At 40.6% G+C, this 18,173-nt stretch carries 21 protein-coding genes; 20 read left to right on the top strand and 1 reads right to left on the bottom strand.

All coding sequences use genetic code 11. The annotated features are described in order from the left end of the window. The first annotated feature begins 193 nt into the window (after window positions 1–193). From J7I96_RS16850 to rsmI, 11 genes are all read left to right on the top strand, one after another. Window positions 194–412, top strand: coding sequence for a sigma factor G inhibitor Gin (locus J7I96_RS16850; RefSeq protein ID WP_081088802.1), 219 nt, complete (start codon window positions 194–196; stop codon window positions 410–412). Window positions 413–651: 239 nt separating this feature from the next. Further along, entirely contained in the window at window positions 652–2,106 is a 1,455-nt protein-coding gene (locus tag J7I96_RS16845) for an aminotransferase class I/II-fold pyridoxal phosphate-dependent enzyme (protein ID WP_214774389.1), read from the top strand. Window positions 2,107–2,145: 39 nt separating this feature from the next. Next, window positions 2,146–2,787, top strand: coding sequence for a dTMP kinase (tmk, locus tag J7I96_RS16840; RefSeq protein WP_214774387.1), 642 nt, complete (start codon window positions 2,146–2,148; stop codon window positions 2,785–2,787). A gap of 85 nt (window positions 2,788–2,872) precedes the next feature. Continuing rightward, window positions 2,873–3,202 (top strand): cyclic-di-AMP receptor, encoded by a 330-nt coding sequence (locus tag J7I96_RS16835; RefSeq protein WP_034316369.1) that lies wholly within the window; start codon window positions 2,873–2,875, stop codon window positions 3,200–3,202. Window positions 3,203–3,226: 24 nt separating this feature from the next. Continuing rightward, window positions 3,227–3,667: a YaaR family protein gene (locus tag J7I96_RS16830; RefSeq protein ID WP_214774385.1), complete on the top strand. Its 441-nt coding sequence runs from the start codon at window positions 3,227–3,229 to the stop codon at window positions 3,665–3,667. 8 nt (window positions 3,668–3,675) lie between these two features. Beyond that, the gene (holB, locus tag J7I96_RS16825; protein WP_396020114.1) at window positions 3,676–4,680 is read left to right on the top strand and encodes a DNA polymerase III subunit delta'; all 1,005 of its coding nucleotides are present in this window, start codon (window positions 3,676–3,678) and stop codon (window positions 4,678–4,680) included. Between the two features lies 1 nt (window position 4,681). Next, on the top strand, window positions 4,682–5,512 hold the full coding sequence (locus J7I96_RS16820) for a PSP1 domain-containing protein (protein ID WP_034316366.1): 831 nt from the start codon (window positions 4,682–4,684) through the stop codon (window positions 5,510–5,512). Window positions 5,513–5,526: 14 nt separating this feature from the next. After that, window positions 5,527–5,901: a DNA replication initiation control protein YabA gene (gene yabA, locus J7I96_RS16815; protein WP_214774383.1), complete on the top strand. Its 375-nt coding sequence runs from the start codon at window positions 5,527–5,529 to the stop codon at window positions 5,899–5,901. Window positions 5,902–6,079: 178 nt separating this feature from the next. Further along, a complete protein-coding gene (locus J7I96_RS16810) occupies window positions 6,080–6,823 on the top strand; it encodes a tRNA1(Val) (adenine(37)-N6)-methyltransferase (protein WP_034316362.1) in 744 nt (247 codons plus the stop codon). After that, a complete protein-coding gene (locus tag J7I96_RS16805) occupies window positions 6,810–7,070 on the top strand; it encodes a GIY-YIG nuclease family protein (protein ID WP_214774379.1) in 261 nt (86 codons plus the stop codon). Before J7I96_RS16810 ends, J7I96_RS16805 begins: the two co-directional genes overlap by 14 nt. Before the next feature lies 1 nt (window position 7,071). Beyond that, window positions 7,072–7,953 carry a 16S rRNA (cytidine(1402)-2'-O)-methyltransferase gene (gene rsmI / locus J7I96_RS16800; protein ID WP_214774376.1) on the top strand — a complete coding sequence of 294 codons (882 nt, stop codon included), beginning with the start codon at window positions 7,072–7,074 and terminating at the stop codon, window positions 7,951–7,953. 47 nt (window positions 7,954–8,000) lie between these two features. Here rsmI and J7I96_RS16795 read toward each other — a convergent pair whose 3' ends face one another. After that, window positions 8,001–8,285: a transition state genes transcriptional regulator AbrB gene (locus tag J7I96_RS16795; protein WP_048689982.1), complete on the bottom strand. Its 285-nt coding sequence runs from the start codon at window positions 8,283–8,285 to the stop codon at window positions 8,001–8,003. A 618-nt stretch (window positions 8,286–8,903) separates the two neighbouring features. Here J7I96_RS16795 and metG point away from each other — a divergent pair. The 9 genes from metG (at window position 8,904) to ispE (ending at window position 18,130) form a co-directional block, all read left to right on the top strand. Beyond that, entirely contained in the window at window positions 8,904–10,865 is a 1,962-nt protein-coding gene (gene metG, locus J7I96_RS16790; protein ID WP_214774374.1) for a methionine--tRNA ligase, read from the top strand. Window positions 10,866–11,074: 209 nt separating this feature from the next. Then, window positions 11,075–11,842: a TatD family hydrolase gene (locus J7I96_RS16785; protein WP_214926284.1), complete on the top strand. Its 768-nt coding sequence runs from the start codon at window positions 11,075–11,077 to the stop codon at window positions 11,840–11,842. Between the two features lie 278 nt (window positions 11,843–12,120). Beyond that, on the top strand, window positions 12,121–13,275 hold the full coding sequence (locus J7I96_RS16780; RefSeq protein WP_251029187.1) for a G5 and 3D domain-containing protein: 1,155 nt from the start codon (window positions 12,121–12,123) through the stop codon (window positions 13,273–13,275). A gap of 253 nt (window positions 13,276–13,528) precedes the next feature. Beyond that, window positions 13,529–14,092, top strand: a complete 564-nt coding sequence (gene rnmV / locus J7I96_RS16775; RefSeq protein WP_214774368.1) for a ribonuclease M5 — start codon at window positions 13,529–13,531, stop codon at window positions 14,090–14,092. Next, complete coding sequence (gene rsmA / locus J7I96_RS16770; protein ID WP_214926288.1) at window positions 14,085–14,963, top strand: 16S rRNA (adenine(1518)-N(6)/adenine(1519)-N(6))-dimethyltransferase RsmA; 879 nt, start codon at window positions 14,085–14,087, stop codon at window positions 14,961–14,963. The genes rnmV and rsmA overlap by 8 nt, the downstream gene beginning before the upstream one ends. Window positions 14,964–15,163: 200 nt before the next feature. After that, window positions 15,164–16,042, top strand: coding sequence for a sporulation peptidase YabG (gene yabG, locus J7I96_RS16765; protein WP_214774366.1), 879 nt, complete (start codon window positions 15,164–15,166; stop codon window positions 16,040–16,042). A gap of 315 nt (window positions 16,043–16,357) precedes the next feature. After that, window positions 16,358–16,609 carry a biofilm formation stimulator Veg gene (veg, locus tag J7I96_RS16760; RefSeq protein ID WP_034316343.1) on the top strand — a complete coding sequence of 84 codons (252 nt, stop codon included), beginning with the start codon at window positions 16,358–16,360 and terminating at the stop codon, window positions 16,607–16,609. Between the two features lie 151 nt (window positions 16,610–16,760). After that, a complete protein-coding gene (locus J7I96_RS16755; RefSeq protein ID WP_034316340.1) occupies window positions 16,761–16,937 on the top strand; it encodes a small, acid-soluble spore protein, alpha/beta type in 177 nt (58 codons plus the stop codon). Between the two features lie 323 nt (window positions 16,938–17,260). Next, complete coding sequence (gene ispE, locus J7I96_RS16750) at window positions 17,261–18,130, top strand: 4-(cytidine 5'-diphospho)-2-C-methyl-D-erythritol kinase (RefSeq protein WP_034316338.1); 870 nt, start codon at window positions 17,261–17,263, stop codon at window positions 18,128–18,130. Window positions 18,131–18,173 lie beyond the last annotated feature (43 nt).

Below are 18,173 nucleotides of genomic sequence, written 5' to 3'. Positions count from 1 at the left end.
CATCCGGCTGGTCTTTTTTTGCTTAATGCAAAGAAAAATCATTGGATATAAAGGGATTATCAATTATGGAAACTTTTATGAAGACATACACGTATTGAAATTCTTCATCATACATTGTTAAAAGCATCCCCGGGTTCTCTTAAACTATTTAAATCAATGTATGCGAACAATGGTTTTTGGGGAGAATGCAGGTATGGAGGTGGAGATGTTGGGGACAACAACAACCAAAACAACGGCAGGGGAAACGTGCGCGGTTTGTGAACAAGTTAAAGGAATGGGTATACATCTATATACGACTTTTATTTGTGAGGAATGCGAAAGGGATATGATCGGGACGGATACGAACGATCCCAAGTACCAATATTACTTAAAGAAATTAAGAAAAATCACTAATCCTGAAATATTATCATGAAAAAATAGTTTGTGGAAAGTTAAAGAATCAGAGATAAAAGAAATGTGTGTTTCTTTAGTCTCTGATTCTTTTTTTGGTACTTTAGAAGAATGCTTGGCAACATGCTCCTATGTTTCTGTAAGTTCCCTCCAAACAGACTGTTCAGAGATCCATAATTGCCTTTCTGTCGACGCAATATGAGATAAAATTGTACTTATTTGATAAAATGAAAAAATACTATGATATGAGGGAAGAGAAAAATGAATCAATCACAGACACCATTGTTCGATGCAATGAGTGCTTTTCATAAAAAAAGCTCCATATCCCTGCATGTCCCAGGGCATAAAAATGGATGGGTGTTTAATAAAAAGGGCCAAGCCTTATACAACCCCCTGCTTGGTATTGATGCCACGGAAATAAGCGGTTTAGATGACCTGCATGCTCCAGCGGGGGTCATTCTAAAGTCCGAGCAACTACTTGCTGATCTATATGGGGTAAAGCGAAGTTATTTTCTCGTTAATGGGTCAACAGTAGGCAACATTGCCATGATTCTTGCTGCCTGCCGGGAAGGTGATAAAGTCCTTGTCCAAAGAAACTGCCATAAATCAATTTTACATGGATTGATGTTAGCGAATGTACAACCGATTTTTTTGCAACCGGATTATTATGAGAAATGGGGCATTGCCGGCGGTGTGGGATCAAATTTAATTGAAGAAGCCTTGAGTTTACATCCAGATGCAAAAGCCATCATTGTTACCTATCCTAATTATTATGGAATTGGTGAAGACTTGACGGAAATGGTAAGACTCGCACATCAAAAAGGGATCCCTGTGCTGGTGGACGAGGCACATGGCGCTCATTTTAAGTTAGGAAGTCCGTTTCCAAAGTCGGCTATTTTGGCAGGGGCAGACGCCGTTGTCCATTCAGCGCATAAAACACTGCCGGCCATGACGATGGGGTCATTTCTTCATGTGAATTCATCCTTAGTTGATGTCGATCAAGTAGCATTCTATTTACAAATGCTTCAGTCGAGCAGTCCATCTTACCCAATTATGGGATCGCTTGACTTGGCCAGGGCCTTCTTAGCCGCTTTTACATCAGAAGATAAAAGTTACCTTATTGAAAAGATATTAGATTTCAGAGGCGAATTAGGTGCCCTGGAAACAGTAAGGGTGCTGGAGGCGCCACTAGGTACTGCGGCGGACCCGTTGAAAGTGGTCATTCAATCAACAAATGGTTTGAGCGGGTTTGAGTTACAGCAGCTATGTGAAGCTGAAGGCATTTTTACGGAGTTGGCTGATCCTGATAATTTATTGATGATTTTACCCTTATTAAAAAGGGGTACCGATTTTCCATTTCATGAAATCATACAAACTATAAAAAGTGCCACTCATAACAGAACTGGAAATAAGGAAGCAGATCTTCGGGTTCTCTGGCCTGATGGAAGGTCAATGACAGGGCTTGAAATGCCCTACTCCGTCATGAAGCATAGCAAAGCAAGACCTGTCGCATTACGGAAAGCAGTCGGAGAGGTATCCGCCGAGATGGTCATTCCTTATCCGCCGGGCATCCCTTTAATTATGTCCGGGGAAATGATTACTCCTGAACATATATCCAATTTGAGGAGACTGCTGGAAATGGGATCAAGGTTTCATGGTGGTTCCTCCCTTTCAAACGGAGAATTAATCGTTTATGAAAGCGGGCAGACTGGTTAAAATGATATACTACATACAAAGAACCTTGGAGGTACATCGATGAAACGTGGTATTTTTATAACAATGGAAGGGCCTGAGGGTGCCGGGAAAACAACCATTACCCAAATGCTTGGCAAGGCTCTGCAACAAGAAGGCTATCAAGTTCTATTAACCCGTGAGCCAGGGGGAGTTCCCATTTCGGAGCAAATTAGGGAAGTGATCCTTAATAAAGATAATACAGCCATGGACTCGAGGACAGAGGCTTTATTATACGCAGCAGCAAGACGTCAGCATTTAGTGGAAGTGGTCATGCCTGAGCTGGAACGAGGGGGAATTGTCCTCTGTGACCGGTTTATAGATAGCTCGTTAGCCTATCAGGGTCATGCAAGGGGTTTGGATATAGAAGAAGTTTACAATATCAATAAATTTGCAATTGGAGATATGATGCCAGATGCCACGCTTTTTTTTGATATCGATCCAGAAGAGGGATTGAAACGCATCCAGTCCAATGGGGAACGGGAAGTGAACCGGCTGGATCTTGAAGCCCTCGACTTTCATAAAAAAGTTTGTGAAGGTTATCAGTTCATTATAAATAGATGGAAAGAACGTTTCATTATCGTGGATGCAGGCCGGACAATAGAAGAAGTCTTTGAGGAAACGAAAGCCAGCTTATTGGATTTTTTAGCGAAAGCGGGAAACTGATTATATAGGTTTCCATATTATTCAACCAATACTATTTGATATAATGTAGTTAGTAAAAATTCAGAGTAACCGGAGGATGATGAGAATGAAAATGATCATTGCTGTCGTTCAAGACAAGGATAGTCATCGCCTGCTGAATCAATTAGTGGAAAATAATTTCGGAACGACCAAGTTAGCCAGCACTGGCGGGTTTTTAAAATCAGGTAATACGACTTTTATGATTGGAACAGAGGATGAACGTGTTGACCAAGCCATCCAGATCATCAAACAGAATTGTCAGTCACGATCCCAATTAGTTTCACCGGTTTCACCGATGGGCGGGAATGCCGAGTCATATGTACCTTACCCAGTGGAGATTCAAGTGGGCGGTGCAACCATTTTTGTTCTGCCGGTTGAAAACTTTTTACAATTTTAACGGTTAGTTTTAGGGAGGTTCATTATGAAAATCAACCATGATATCCCTATTAAGCTGGATAAATCGCGTCAGGATGCCAAACAATTTCAAACCAGAAATGGCAGATTTCAACAAATGGTCCAGACACAGGATCAAAAGATGCAAATCCAAACATTAAACCGTTTGATAGGCGATATCGAAGGGGCGGGTCAGCGTTTAGTAAGGTCACGTACTTTTAGGGAATTGGCAAAATATAAAGCATTGGTGAAACGATTTGTTAAAGAAGCGGTTGAATATGGACTGGAACTGAAGCAATCAACGAGCTGGAATGAATATGGACAGAGCCGGCCATTGAAAACCGTGGAAACGATAGATGCAAAATTAGTTGAGTTAAGCGAGGAAATTCTTAATAAAGAGAAAAGTTCGCTTGAAATATTGGAAATGATTGGCGAGATTAAAGGTCTTCTGATTAATTTATATACTTAAGTGAGTTGATGGTTTTGGATAAAACATGGCAGGACATGAGTGAAATTCAGCCGCAGGTAATGACGATGCTGCAAAATAGCATAACGAAGAACAGGGTGGCTCATGCGTATTTATTTGAAGGGGAAAAAGGGACAGGCAAGCAAGAGATAAGCTATGCCTTTTCCAAAAGCTTGCTATGTGAAGCCCCGACAGCAGGTTATGAGCCATGCGAACTTTGTCGGAATTGCAAACGGATTTCAAGTGGGAATCATCCAGATGTCCATTTGATAGAAAAAGACGGTCTCTCAATAAAGAAAGAGCAAATCAAGGGGCTTCAGGAAGAATTTTCGAAAAAGAGCGTAGAGGCAGATCGGAAGGTTTATATGATTGCCGATGCTGACAAAATGTCGGTGGGGGCAGCCAACAGTCTATTGAAATTTTTAGAAGAACCTTCGGCTGATACTGTAGCAATATTGATGACTGAACAGCTTCAGAGGATTCTGCCGACTATATTATCAAGGTGCCAAGTGATTTCGTTCAAGCCATTATCTCCGGAGAATGTGAAACGGAAGCTGATAGAACAGGAGTTAGAACCACAGCTGGCCTCGGTTATTGCCCACATCACACAGAATGTGGAAGCTGGAATCGAACTTAGCCATGATGAATGGTTTGTACAAGCTCAAAAAATAGTGGTAAAATTATATGAAGTGTTAAAACTTAATTCCTTGAAGGCAATGCTGTACCTTCAGACGGATTGGTTCACACACTTTAAAGAAAGAGAACAGGTTGACAGAGGTCTTGATTTGTTACTTCTTATATATAAGGATTTATTATACATTCAGTTGGACAAAAAGGACTTCGTTGTGTTCCAAAATAAACTGAAGGAATTTGAAACTCACGCTCTTCATCTTTCCCCAAGACGCCTTGCTGAACATATGGGTTGCATTTTGGAAGCAAAAAGGAAGCTGATGTCCAACACGAATCCACAGCTGTTGATGGAACAGCTTGTGCTGAATTTGCAGGAGGGATCATGATTTGTATGATGTTGTAGGTGTCCGTTTTAAAAAGGCGGGCAAAATATACTACTTCGATCCGGGTGAATTCGCAATTCCTAAGGACGATTTTGTAATAGTGGAGACTGTCCGCGGTGTTGAATTCGGTAAAGTCGTTACAGCCCGTAAACAAGTAGATGAAAACGATGTTGTCCTGCCATTGAAAAAAGTACTTCGGGTCGCTGATGCAAAAGATAAGCTGATTGTAGACGAGAATAAGGCGGCTGCAGAAGAGGCTTACACTATTTGTTGTCAAAAGGTTGTGGAACATAAGCTGGATATGAAGCTGGTTGATGTGTCATATACTTTCGACAGAAATAAAGTCGTGTTTTATTTTACAGCGGATGGTCGCGTGGATTTCCGTGATTTAGTCAAAGATTTAGCTGCCATATTCAGAACTCGCATAGAACTGCGCCAAATCGGGGTAAGGGATGAGGCAAAGATGCTTGGTGGCATCGGGCCTTGTGGCAGAATGCTTTGTTGCTCCACATTTCTTGGAGATTTTGAACCGGTTTCCATCAAAATGGCGAAGGATCAGAATTTATCATTAAACCCTACAAAAATCTCAGGTTTATGCGGTCGATTGATGTGCTGTCTGAAATATGAAAATGATGAGTATGAAAGTGCGAAGGAAATGCTTCCTGATTTAGGTGAAATGATTAATACGCCTGGTGGCAAAGGCAAGGTAGTGGGGCTTAATATTCTAGAACGCGTACTTCAGATTGAACTAATCGAGCAAGAAAGAGTATTAGAGTATACTCTAGATGAGATTCTAAAAGAGGGAGCCGTTTCTATTCAAGCCACAGATTATTAAGGTGGTGGGAGAGCGTGGATAAGAAAAATATTTTTGATTCGGTGACCAATATGGAAACCCAGATAGGCCAATTATATAAGCAGCTTGGAGAATTGAAGCAGAACTTAGCTGAAATCCTTGAGGAAAATCAGTCGGTCAAGCTGGAAAACGAGCATTTGCGCCATCGTTTGGGCCTTGTGGAAGTCGAAAGTGCGCCTGCTGCAGTTAAGGTCAAACAAAAAGTGAAAAACCGTACTCCAAGTGCGGAAAAGGTTTTGGATATCGGGGAAGGCTATGATAACTTAGCCCGTATCTATCAAGAAGGCTTTCATATTTGTAATCTGCATTTTGGCAGTTTACGAAAAGAAGGGGATTGCCTGTTCTGTTTATCTTTTTTAAACAAGAAGTGATAATGGATAATATAAAAGATGTTCCATCTCTTTTACGTGATAGATAGACCGGTTTACAATATATAGTGATTCGGGGTCTGACGCATACTATGAGTCAGGCCCCTTTTTGTACGACAGTAACTTAGAAGCATGGTCCCTAAACATGCTTTTTCCATACATGATTAGGAGGGTAACAGCAATGGTAGAACTTAATGGAGATGAGCGCCTGGATTATCTATTGGCTGAGAATTTAAGGATCATCCAGAGCCCATCGGTGTTCTCTTTTTCATTAGATGCCGTTTTATTATCAAGGTTCGTGAATGTACCGATTCAAAAAGGGAAAATCGTCGATCTTTGCTCAGGCAATGGGGTCATACCTTTGCTGCTGAGTACAAGAACAAAAGGGACAATTACCGGTGTTGAAATTCAAGAGCGGTTATATGACATGGCACAGAGGAGCATGGACTATAATGGCGTGACCTCCCAAATCGAGATGATTCATGGAGATATAAAAGAGATTCCAAAGCAGATAGGGTATAGCAAATATGATGTCGTTACTTGCAATCCACCCTATTTCCCGACGCCATCCATCGAGGAAATTAACAAAAATGAGCACTTTGCAATTGCCCGACATGAAATCATGTGTAATCTTGAGGATGTCATGCGTGTTTCAAGCCAATTGCTGCGTCAAGGTGGGAAAGCCGCATTCGTTCATAGACCGGGCCGTCTGATGGATATCCTGCATTTCATGAGGATGTACAGAATTGAACCGAAGCGACTGCAATTCGTTTATCCTAAGAGTTCAAAAGAAGCGAATACGATTCTTATAGAAGGGATAAAGGACGGCAACCCTGATTTGAAGATTCTTCCCCCGCTTGTTGTATATAATGATCAAAATGAGTATAATCCCGAAATTAGAAGGATTCTATATGGAGAGGAATAAGCATTATTTTTATGTTTTAAAGTGCAGGGACGGCAGTTTTTATGCTGGGTATACCAATGATTTGCACCGCAGGATTGAGGTTCATAATCAAGGCAGGGGCGCTAAGTATACACGTGGCCGGACACCGGTTGAACTGATTTATCATGAAATATTCGAAACACGGACATTGGCCATGCAAGCTGAATATAAATTTAAGCAATTAACAAGAAAACAAAAGGAAAAGTGGATGGCAAAGGAGGATACATGATATGTGGCAGCAAAAGAGTTTTGAAAAAGAAGGATTGGAGCCGGCTCTATATCTGGTTCCTACACCGATAGGAAACCTTGAGGATATGAGTTTCCGGGCTTTAAGAATCTTAAAGGAAGCGGATGTCATTGCTGCTGAGGACACGCGAAATACGAAGAAATTATGCAACTACTTTGAAATTTCGACACCTATCGTCAGCTATCATGAACATAATAAGGAATATAGCGGGAAGCAAATGCTTGAGAGGCTTCGATCTGGAGAGGTCATCGCATTGGTAAGTGATGCTGGCTTGCCGACGATATCCGACCCGGGATATGAACTGGTCAAAGATGCCATTGCCGAACAGTTTAAAGTCATTCCGTTGCCGGGGGCAAATGCTGCATTAACTGCATTGATCGCATCTGGACTGGTTCCCCAGCCTTTTTACTTCTATGGTTTTCTACAAAGGGGAACAAAAGAAAAAAAGCAGGAACTGGAAAAGTTAAAAAAAATGGAATCAACTTGGATCGTTTATGAATCGCCACATCGATTGAAAGAAACATTGAAACATATGCATGAAATTTTAGGTGACCGTCGTATAGTATTATGCCGGGAGTTAACGAAGAAATTTGAAGAGTTCATTCGAGGGACTGTGAGTGAGGCCTTGACATGGGCGATGGAATCCGAAATTCGCGGTGAGTTCTGTTTAATAATAGAAGGCGGGCAATGGTCGGAGGATGAATCGGAAGAGGCTTGGTGGATGGCCCTTGATATCGTCGGTCATGTTAATCATTATATAGAAACCAAGGAGTTCACTTCAAAGGACGCAATCAAGCAGGTCGCAAAAGATCGCAATCTACAAAAACGAGATGTATATCAAGCGTATCACATTGATATAAAATAATAATGAGCATAAAAAAACTTCCGAAGAACGGAAGTTTTTTTTATCATTTATTTAGAAGCAGTGAAGTTTTGTTGAATTTCTTGAATAAGTAATTCTGCACCTTCACGACTAAGAATCAATTTACCATTAGCAAGTGTAAGGTTGTTATCGGAAACTTCACCTGTAACTTGGCAAGTCATGTTTGGTTTGTATTTTTTCAAGATGATGCGCTCATCATCCACATAGATTTCAAGAGCGTCCTTCTCAGCGATACCCAATGTACGACGAAGTTCGATTGGAATAACCACCCGGCCTAACTCATCAACTTTACGAACAATACCTGTAGATTTCATTTAAAAAATTCTCCTCTCAGTTACAATCTAGTACCCTATTTCTATTTTTTTCGCCATTATTCGACAAATTTTTTTATAAATTTATAATACCAGCCATTCCCAAATTCGTCAATGATTTATTTTCATTTTTTTGTAAGAAATAGCAAGGCCCATTTCGTGTAACAAAATGGCTTTTAAAGAGAAAAAATCGGTTATGCCTTTAAAAGTAAAGAAATGCAGGATACAAAGAACTGCTCCCTTCACCACATTTCGACAAAGTATGCATATGAAAACATACTTCCCTATTATATGATTAAATATATTTTAGTTTCAAAACAAAAGTTCTGAATTAAGGATAATTTTCTGAAAAAGTTTGCGAATATGTGAGTTGTTGCACAAAAAAAGAAATTTAGGTATATTTTGTTGAGGTAAGAGGTAATGCTGACAGAAGGGAAGTACCCTTATTTTTACGTTGGGTCTACTTATTATTTTTTTATTCTATTAACATGAAGATTAGATTAGTGATTATAGTCGCACAGAATTGTATATAGCGTTAAAATAGAGATAATAGCTTAAATATATTCTTATGGCTTGGGCCAGTCCCATAGCCGGTTTTTCAAATGATGAGGAGGGAACGAAGTGCAAGATAAATTAAAAACATTCTATATCACGACACCCATATATTATCCGAGTGGCAATTTACATATAGGGCATGCGTATACGACAGTGGCAGGGGATGCCATGGCTCGTTATAAAAGGATGCGTGGCTTCGATGTCATGTATTTAACGGGTACTGATGAACATGGTCAAAAAATCCAGCGTAAAGCGGCTGAGGAAGGAATCACTCCACAGCAATATGTAGATAATATCGTATCAGGGATTAAAGAACTCTGGGAAAAGCTTGATATTTCATATGATGATTTCATCAGGACGACGGAAGATCGCCATAAAGAGGTCGTAGCCAAGATTTTCAAAAGGTTATTGGACCAGGGAGATATATATTTAGACCAATATGAAGGGTTATATTGTACACCTTGCGAATCTTTCTTCACGGAACGTCAAGTCGAAGAGAGCAATGGAAACTGTCCTGATTGCGGCAGGCCTGTTGAAAAGGTGAAAGAGGAATCTTATTTCTTTAAGATGAGTAAATATGCGGATCGATTACTTAAGTTTTATGAGGAAAACCCGGATTTCATTCAGCCGGAATCCCGCAAAAACGAAATGATCAATAACTTCATCAAGCCTGGATTGGAAGATCTGGCCGTTTCGCGTACTACTTTCGATTGGGGCATCAAGGTGCCGGGAGATCCAAAGCATGTCATTTATGTATGGATTGATGCTTTGACCAATTATATAACGGCATTAGGGTATGGAACGGACAATGATTCTAAATACTTGAATTATTGGCCGGCAGATGTACATCTGGTCGGAAAGGAAATCGTTCGTTTCCATACAATTTATTGGCCGATCATGTTAATGGCTCTTGACGTGCCGCTTCCAAAGAAAGTCTTCGCCCACGGATGGCTTCTCATGAAAGATGGTAAAATGTCCAAATCAAAAGGAAATGTAGTGGATCCCGTTACATTGATCGATCGTTACGGTTTGGATTCTTTACGCTACTATTTATTGCGTGAAGTACCATTTGGTTCCGATGGGGTATTTACACCGGAAGGATTTGTGGAACGGATCAATTTTGACCTGGCCAATGATTTAGGGAATTTATTAAATCGAACAGTTGCAATGGTCAATAAATATTTTGATGGTGTGATTCCAAATTACGAAGGATCCAATGGCGAATTCGAAAAAGCTTTGCTTGAAATGAACCAAGAAACGGTTGGCAAGTATGAGGAAGCAATGGAAAACATGGAATTTTCAGTTGCACTGACATCCATTTGGCAACTAGTGAGCAGAACTAATAAATTCATTGATGAGACCCAGCCATGGACTCTTGCTAAAGATGAATCAAAGAAACAAGACCTTGCCAGTGTCATGGTTCATTTGGCGGAATCATTACGCAGGACGGCAATCCTTTTGAAACCGTTCTTGACGCAAACACCTGAAAAGATCTTTGCTCAGCTTAGCATCAAAGACGATGTGTTGAAATCCTGGGACAGTTTAGCGGAGTTCGGTCAAATTCCTGCTGAAACACAAGTCTTGAAGGGAGAACCAATTTTCCCTCGTTTGGATATGGAAGAGGAAGTTTTATATATTAAAGAACAAATGCAGGGGGATGCGCCTAAGGCCGAGGAAAAAGTGGAAGAGACAATTCCCGAGGTTGATGAAATCACCATTGATGACTTTACGAAAGTGGAGCTTCGTGTTGCTCAGGTAATGGCAGTTGAGCCTGTAAAGAAGGCGGATAAGCTTCTTAAACTTCAGCTTGATTTGGGCTATGAGAAACGGCAAGTCGTATCAGGCATTGCCCAGCACTATAAACCAGAAGATTTAGTAGGCAAAAAAGTGATATGCGTAACGAATTTGAAACCTGTTAAACTTCGTGGCGAGCTCTCTCAAGGAATGATTTTGGCGGGAAGCCAGGATGATGTGCTCTCAGTCGCTACAATAGATTCATCGATTCCAAATGGTTCAAAGGTGAAATAAACGGATGAAAACATAAAGGTGTTTCATATGAAACATTTTTATGTTTTTTTCTTTATGCTTTTGGAAAAAGTAACATAATATAGGTTTAGTTTTTGGTTCTACATTTATTAGCTGGGCATACAGCCTCCTTTGTAATCTGTTTGTTACCTAAATGTGAAACATAAAACTTTCATTTTTTTATAAAATAGTGCTAGAAAGGAAGAAAAATAATGTTATTTGATACACATGTACATGTTAATGCGGAACAATTCAACGAGGATCTTGAAGACGTAATAGGAAGAGCTAAGGAAGCAGGGGTCGATAATATGGTAGTCGTTGGTTTTGACCGGCCTACCATTATAAGGGCAATGGAATTAATAGAAACTTATGATTTCATGTATGCCGCAGTCGGATGGCATCCTGTGGATGCTATAGATATGACAGAAGACGACTTACAATGGATCGAGGAATTATCCAATCATCCAAAGGTTGTGGCCATTGGGGAGATGGGTCTGGATTATCATTGGGATAAATCTCCGAAAGATGTGCAAATGGAGGTGTTCAGGAAGCAGATCCGATTGGCCAAAAAGGTGGGGCTGCCCATTATCATCCATAATCGTGAAGCGACCGCGGATATCGTGAACATACTGAAGGAAGAAGAGGCATCAAGGGTTGGCGGCATCATGCATTGCTTTAGCGGAAGTGCAGAAACGGCTTTAGAGTGCATCAATATGAATTTTTATATTTCATTGGGAGGCCCTGTGACCTTCAAGAATGCAAAAAAACCTAAGGAAGTGGCAGCAGCCGTACCTTTAGACCGTTTACTGATTGAGACCGATTGTCCATACTTGGCTCCACATCCTTATAGAGGGAAGCGTAATGAACCCTCATATGTGAAACTTGTCGCTGAACAAATTGCAGAAATCAAACAACTTACAATAGAGGAAGTTTCAAAGGCAACAACGGAAAATGCCAAGAAATTATTCGGCATTAACTGACATTTTTTTTTACAATATCCCCCGGAGTTTGCTAGCTAAAATCGCATTTTTTAAGGTTTCTACAAATTTCACTCCAACTATAGGCTTATTATGTCGAGAAGTCGCCCTTTCCTTTTCAATATGGAGTATGCATAATAGGAAGTAATTTCCTGAATGAGAAGTGAATGGGTTGACAGCTTGATAACTAAGTCTATATAATCACCGGGAGGAAGGAGGAGTTTTTCATTCTATTAAAAACTATGAAAAACCTTATTCCCAAACCTTTTGGGAAGAAGAGAATGGCAATGGCCATTTGCAGTGCTATTCTTGTTTCTGCAGCATTGGGAATACTTATATATCAAGGAACAAAGGATACAGTAACAATCATGCTAGATGGAAAAAAAGAGGTAGTGCGTACACACGCGGCTACTGTAAATGATATGTTGGAAGACTTAGAGATTAACGTTCAAGCCGCGGATTATGTCCACCCATCAAGAGCCACAAAGGTTGATGATGATTTGGAGGTGGTTTGGAAGCCTGCACAAAAAATCGTCATGGTACAGGATGGTAAGAAGAAGGAAGTCTGGTCCACCGCAGATACGGTAGATGAACTTTTAAAGGACCAAAATCTAAGTGTGAAGGAACAGGATAAGATCACCCCTTCAAAAAGTACGAAGCTGAAAGCGAATATGGAAGTTGCCATAGACAAAGCCTTTTCACTTAAATTAGTGGTAGGTGGAGACGAAAAGCAGGTATGGTCAACTTCGACTACTGTCGCTGACTTTTTAAAGCAACAAGGAGTAAAACTCAATGATTTGGATCGAGTTGAGCCAGAATTAACCGAAAAAGTTAAAGCTGAGAATACGGTAAACGTAGTTCGAATTGAAAAAGTCACCGATGTAGTGGAAGAACCAGTTGACTTTGCTGTCATAACTAAAAAAGATGACTCTTTATCAAAAGGGAAAGAGAAAATTGTCAAAGAGGGAAAAGATGGACTCATTTCCAAGGAATATGAAGTTGTTAAAGAAAATGGCAAAGAGGTCAAAAGAGAATTACTTTCAGAAAAAGTAGTTAATAAAAAGCAGGATAAAGTTGTAACGGTCGGAACTCGAACGACGGTTGCGCAGGCATCACGGGGAGTAACTAACGTTAGTTCTTCAAGCGGGAAAGAAATATACGTATCTTCAACAGCTTATACTGCCAGTTGTAAGGGCTGTTCCGGAGTCACGTCCACAGGAGTAGATCTAAAGAGTAATCCGGGTGCGAAAATCATTGCTGTCGATCCAAGCGTAATTCCCATGGGGTCGAAAGTATATGTAGAGGGATATGGCTATGCTGTAGCAGCTGATAAAGGCGGGGCAATAAAGGGAAATAGGATTGACGTCTTCTTTTCTTCAAAAAATGATGCCTATCGCTGGGGTGTAAAGAGAGTAAAGATTCGAGTATTGGACTAATAAGGTTTCTCTCGCAGGAGATGAATTCGTCTCCTGTTTTTTGCGTTTTATTTTCCATTTGTTGAAAAACCCCATGTAAAACTGTTTTAATAAGATAGACGTCTCACCATTCCATAAGATTTCAATATATGCTGTAAACTTTCATAAATGAATCTAGACTGGATTCTCTGCCCAAAAAGGTTTTTTACGGGGACCGGTTACGATTATCCAAGAGCTAATCAAAGCGCCTGCGCTTTTCTGTATGGAGGAAACCATGAAAAAGATTAAAGAAATTATTGTTGTAGAAGGAAAAGACGATACGGTGGCGATAAAAAGGGCTGTTAATGCTGATACAATAGAAACCAACGGATCAGCGGTGAATGAGTCCTGTATCGAACAGGTGAGGCTTGCACAAAAGACACGTGGAGCCATCATTTTCACTGACCCTGATTTTCCTGGTCAAAAAATCAGGAATATCATTTCGGAACAAGTAAAAGGGTGTAAACACGCCTTTTTAACGAAGAAGGAAGCCCTTCCTAAGTCAGGTAGAGGAATTGGTGTGGAACATGCTTCTCCCGAGGCAATTCGTAATGCGTTAAAGGATGCCCAAATAATGGATGAAGAGGCTTCAGAAGAGATTTCACAGCAGGATTTAATAGATGCAGGTTTAATCGGGGGATCCGGTGCCAAGGAACGAAGGGAAAAACTTGGATCTATGTTAAAAATCGGGTATACCAATGGTAAACAGTTATATAAGAGACTAAAAATGTTCCAAATATCAACTGAGGCTTTTGAGAAAGCGATGGTACAGATAATTCAGGAGGAAAAAAATGAATAAGGATATTGCAACCCCTGTCAGAACGAAAGAAATATTAAAGAAGTACGGATTCTCCTTTAAAAAGAGCTTAGGCCAAAACTTTTTAATCGATACGAATATCTTGAAACGCATTGTCGAACATGCCAATTTGACAGAGGAAAGCGGCGCCATCGAAATTGGGCCGGGAATCGGGGCATTGACGGAACAACTGGCGAAAAGCAGCAAAAAGGTTGCGGCCTTTGAGATTGATCAGCGTCTACTGCCCATCTTATCGGATACACTGTCTCCCTATAACAATGTAAACATCATTCACGGGGATGTTCTTAAGGCTGATGTCAAGAAGGTCATCGAGGATGAATTTGCTGGATTCTCGGATTTGATGGTTGTTGCAAACCTGCCATACTATGTCACGACGCCGATCATTTTAAAGCTATTGTCCGAGGACTTGCCCATTAGAGGCATCGTGTGCATGCTGCAAAAAGAAGTGGCTGACCGAATTGCCGCAAAACCTGGGACAAAGGAATATGGTTCTTTATCCATTGCCATTCAATATTATACAGAAGCCGAAACAGTGATGATCGTACCAAAAACGGTTTTCATGCCTCAGCCTAATGTTGATTCAGCTGTAATCCGCCTTACTAGGCGCGTGAAGCCAATCGTCGAGGTCCTGGATGAGGATTTCTTATTCACTGTGACCCGGGCGTGCTTTGCACAGCGTCGGAAAACGATTTTAAATAACTTAATCAGTCAGATGCCAGATGGTAAATCAAAAAAGGAACACATACTTGCCGCTCTCGAAGCCGCGGAAGTGGATCCTTCCAGACGGGGCGAAACATTGAGCATCAAAGAATTTGGCCGCTTAAGTGATGCGTTATTGCCGAATTTCAAATAAAGAAAAAGTGAAAGATTCAAGTCGGAATGGGGTCACTCCCAGCTTCCGGCTTTTTTTATTTTGAAATTGGCCCATCATGATCGAAACACCCGAAAATGTAATCATTCTTCACCTTTCACCATTCAAGATTGGTTCGCATAACTTAAGAATGAAAATAAACTAGGGCGGGCTGAAAATAAGTCTTCTCATGGGGTGGGGCCATGAATATTCAAATAAACGATATTGTTGGTCGGGTTTCTTATAAATGCGACGTGTTGTTCCGGGTAATTGATATCCGTGATATTGACGGAAGGCGTGAAGCTATTCTTTATGGGGAAGATATACGACTGATTGCAGATGCACCTTTTCAAGATTTAATGATTATTAATGATAATGAAAGAAATGATCGACAAAGGTCGAATGAGGTACTACAAGAACAATCTGACCGCTTATTAACGCAAGATCTAGAGCTGCAACAACAAAAAAACGGCTATCAATCCAGTAATGGCTATCGGTATAGCGGTGAATATTTTCAAATACCAGGGAGGGTGCTCCATGTTGATGGGGATGCATCTTACTTAAGGAAATGCATGGATCTATATCAGAAATTCCGTATTCCGGTCAATGGCATCTTTTGCAATGAAAAGGAAATGCCTCAAAGGATCGGGGGGTTGCTGGATCATTATCGGCCGGACATTCTTGTTGTCACCGGTCATGATGCCTATTCAAAATCAAAAGGACCGATGTCCGATATTAATGCCTACCGTCACTCAAAGGATTTTGTACAGACAGTTAGAGAAGCGAGAAGGAAGGTTTCTCATTTAGACCAACTGATTATTTTTGCCGGGGCTTGTCAGTCGCATTTTGAATCGCTGATCCAAGCGGGGGCAAATTTCGCAAGTTCTCCTTCCCGTGTCAATATACATGCTCTTGATCCGGTATATATCGTCGGAAAGATAAGCTTTACGCCTTTTTCCGATCATATTCATGTATGGGATGTCCTTCGGAATACATTAACGGGAGAGAAGGGGCTGGGGGGAATTGAGACAAAAGGGGTGTTACGGACCGGGTTGCCTTTCAAGCCATTTCAGGAAGAATGAACGAGCTGCATTTTGAAAGAATGCAGCTTGCTTTTGGTAGGGGGGAGAATTCGGATATCCTCACAAAAAAATGGGTTATTTGTGGAGCAATGTTCGTAGGCAATGATTTATTTACGAAAATTCGGCTTAATAAATAATGGAATAGTTCGTTTACATAATTTTTCATTTCCCAGGATATAATAAAATTGTTCGCGATTTTGCCGAATTTCAGATAAAAATATATTGACTACATTTTTAAGTGCTGATATAATTTATTATTTTGTTTGCGTATATTTGTAAATTGTGATATACTTAACTTAGTGAGGTGGACCGAAAATGCCAAAAACTCTAGCTGATATTAAAACTGCACTTGATTCAAACCTGGGTAAAAGATTGCTCTTAAAAGCAAACGGTGGAAGAAGAAAGACTGTAGAACGATTTGGAACTTTGGCGGAAACTTATCCGGCTGTTTTTGTAATTGAGCTCGACCAAGATGAAAATGCGTTTGAAAGAGTATCTTACAGCTATGCGGATGTTTTAACGGAAACCGTAGAACTAACATTTTTAAACAAACAACAAGAGATGTAACTTAGACGAGGCAGCTAACAATTTTGTTTGCTGCTTTTTGTTTTGTATATAATATCCTGTGAGCCCCAATAAAGGCTTAAAAAGGATGTAATGAAATAGCGTATGTTGCAAACACTAGGCATGTGACGGCATGTGAAAGGGGTTGCTTCGCTTGAGCAGGAAAAAAGGGATTATGTCAAATGATCTTAAAGAGGAATTGGCTAAGGAACTTGGATTTTACGATGTTGTCCAGAAAGAAGGCTGGGGAGGAATCCGGGCCAGGGACGCAGGAAACATGGTAAAACTTGCCATCGAAAAAGCACAACGTCAATTGGTGAACAAAGAGTAAAATAAAACACTTAATTGTATCATGCCGTCATGTTGATGGAAGCCGGACTCTTTATACAATGTATAGCTCTATTCATTTTTGCTTACATTGTAGTTAAGGAGTCTGGTTTTTTTATGTATCGGTGAATGCTATATGGATATGTAGCAAGTCTTTTGGGATGCAGGAAGTGGCTGCCCCCCAATGTGCCTACATGTGTCTATTCTCCTCTAAGGGCCAATCTTAGCTTCATTACATTGAAATTACGATGAAAAAACCTTTAGAATATAAACAAATATGATAGAATAGGACAAGAACTTTTAAGAACGTTAAAGTAGGTGGACATATTGAAGCTTATGGAAAAAGCCCCGGCTAAAATCAATTTGGCTTTGGATGTGCTTTTCAAACGGCCTGATGGGTATCATGAGGTGGAAATGATCATGACGACAGTCGACCTTGCCGATAGAATTGAACTAAAGGAAATAACGGGAAATCATATTCAAATTCTATCCCATAATCGATTTGTTCCGGATGATCACCGGAATTTGGCTTATCAAGCTGCATTTATTCTAAAGGAACGTTTTGGAATCAATAAAGGTGTTTCCATAACTATAGAGAAAAATATACCTGTAGCCGCAGGACTTGCTGGTGGCAGCAGTGATGCCGCAGCAACCTTAAGAGGCTTAAATAGACTGTGGAAGCTTGGTCTTTCCATGGATGAACTTGCGGAAATCGGAGCTGAAATTGGCTCTGATGTTTCATTTTGTGTATATGGAGGTACGGCATTGGCAAGAGGGCGCGGGGAAAAGATCACGCATCTTCCTGCACCGCCAAAGTGCTGGGTCATCTTGGCCAAACCGACGATCGGCGTTTCGACTGCCGATATATACAAAAGGCTCCAAACTTCAAAAATGGAGCATCCGGATGTACCTGGAATGATTTCGGCTATTATGGAAAACAATTATCACGATGTATGTGAAGGGTTGGGGAATGTTCTTGAACAAGTGACATTGCAGTTATACCCGGAGGTTGCGAACATTAAAGATCAAATGAAGACATTTGGAGCAGATTCGGTCTTGATGAGCGGAAGCGGTCCGACCGTTTTTGGTTTGGTGGAACATGATTCGCGCATGCAGAGGATTTACAATGGCCTTCGCGGATTCTGTGATCAGGTCTATGCGGTCCGTTTGTTGGGTGATCGAAACAATCTTGAATAGAAACGTACATTAGTGGTATAGTTGCAATATAATATTCGGAATT

Origin of the sequence: Bacillus sp. ISL-78 (assembly GCF_018613455.1) — a bacterium.
Classification (GTDB): Bacteria; Bacillota; Bacilli; order Bacillales; family DSM-1321; genus Peribacillus; species Peribacillus frigoritolerans.
The sequence above is the reverse complement of the archived record's forward strand: the minus strand, read 5'-3'. Positions and strand labels throughout refer to the sequence as shown.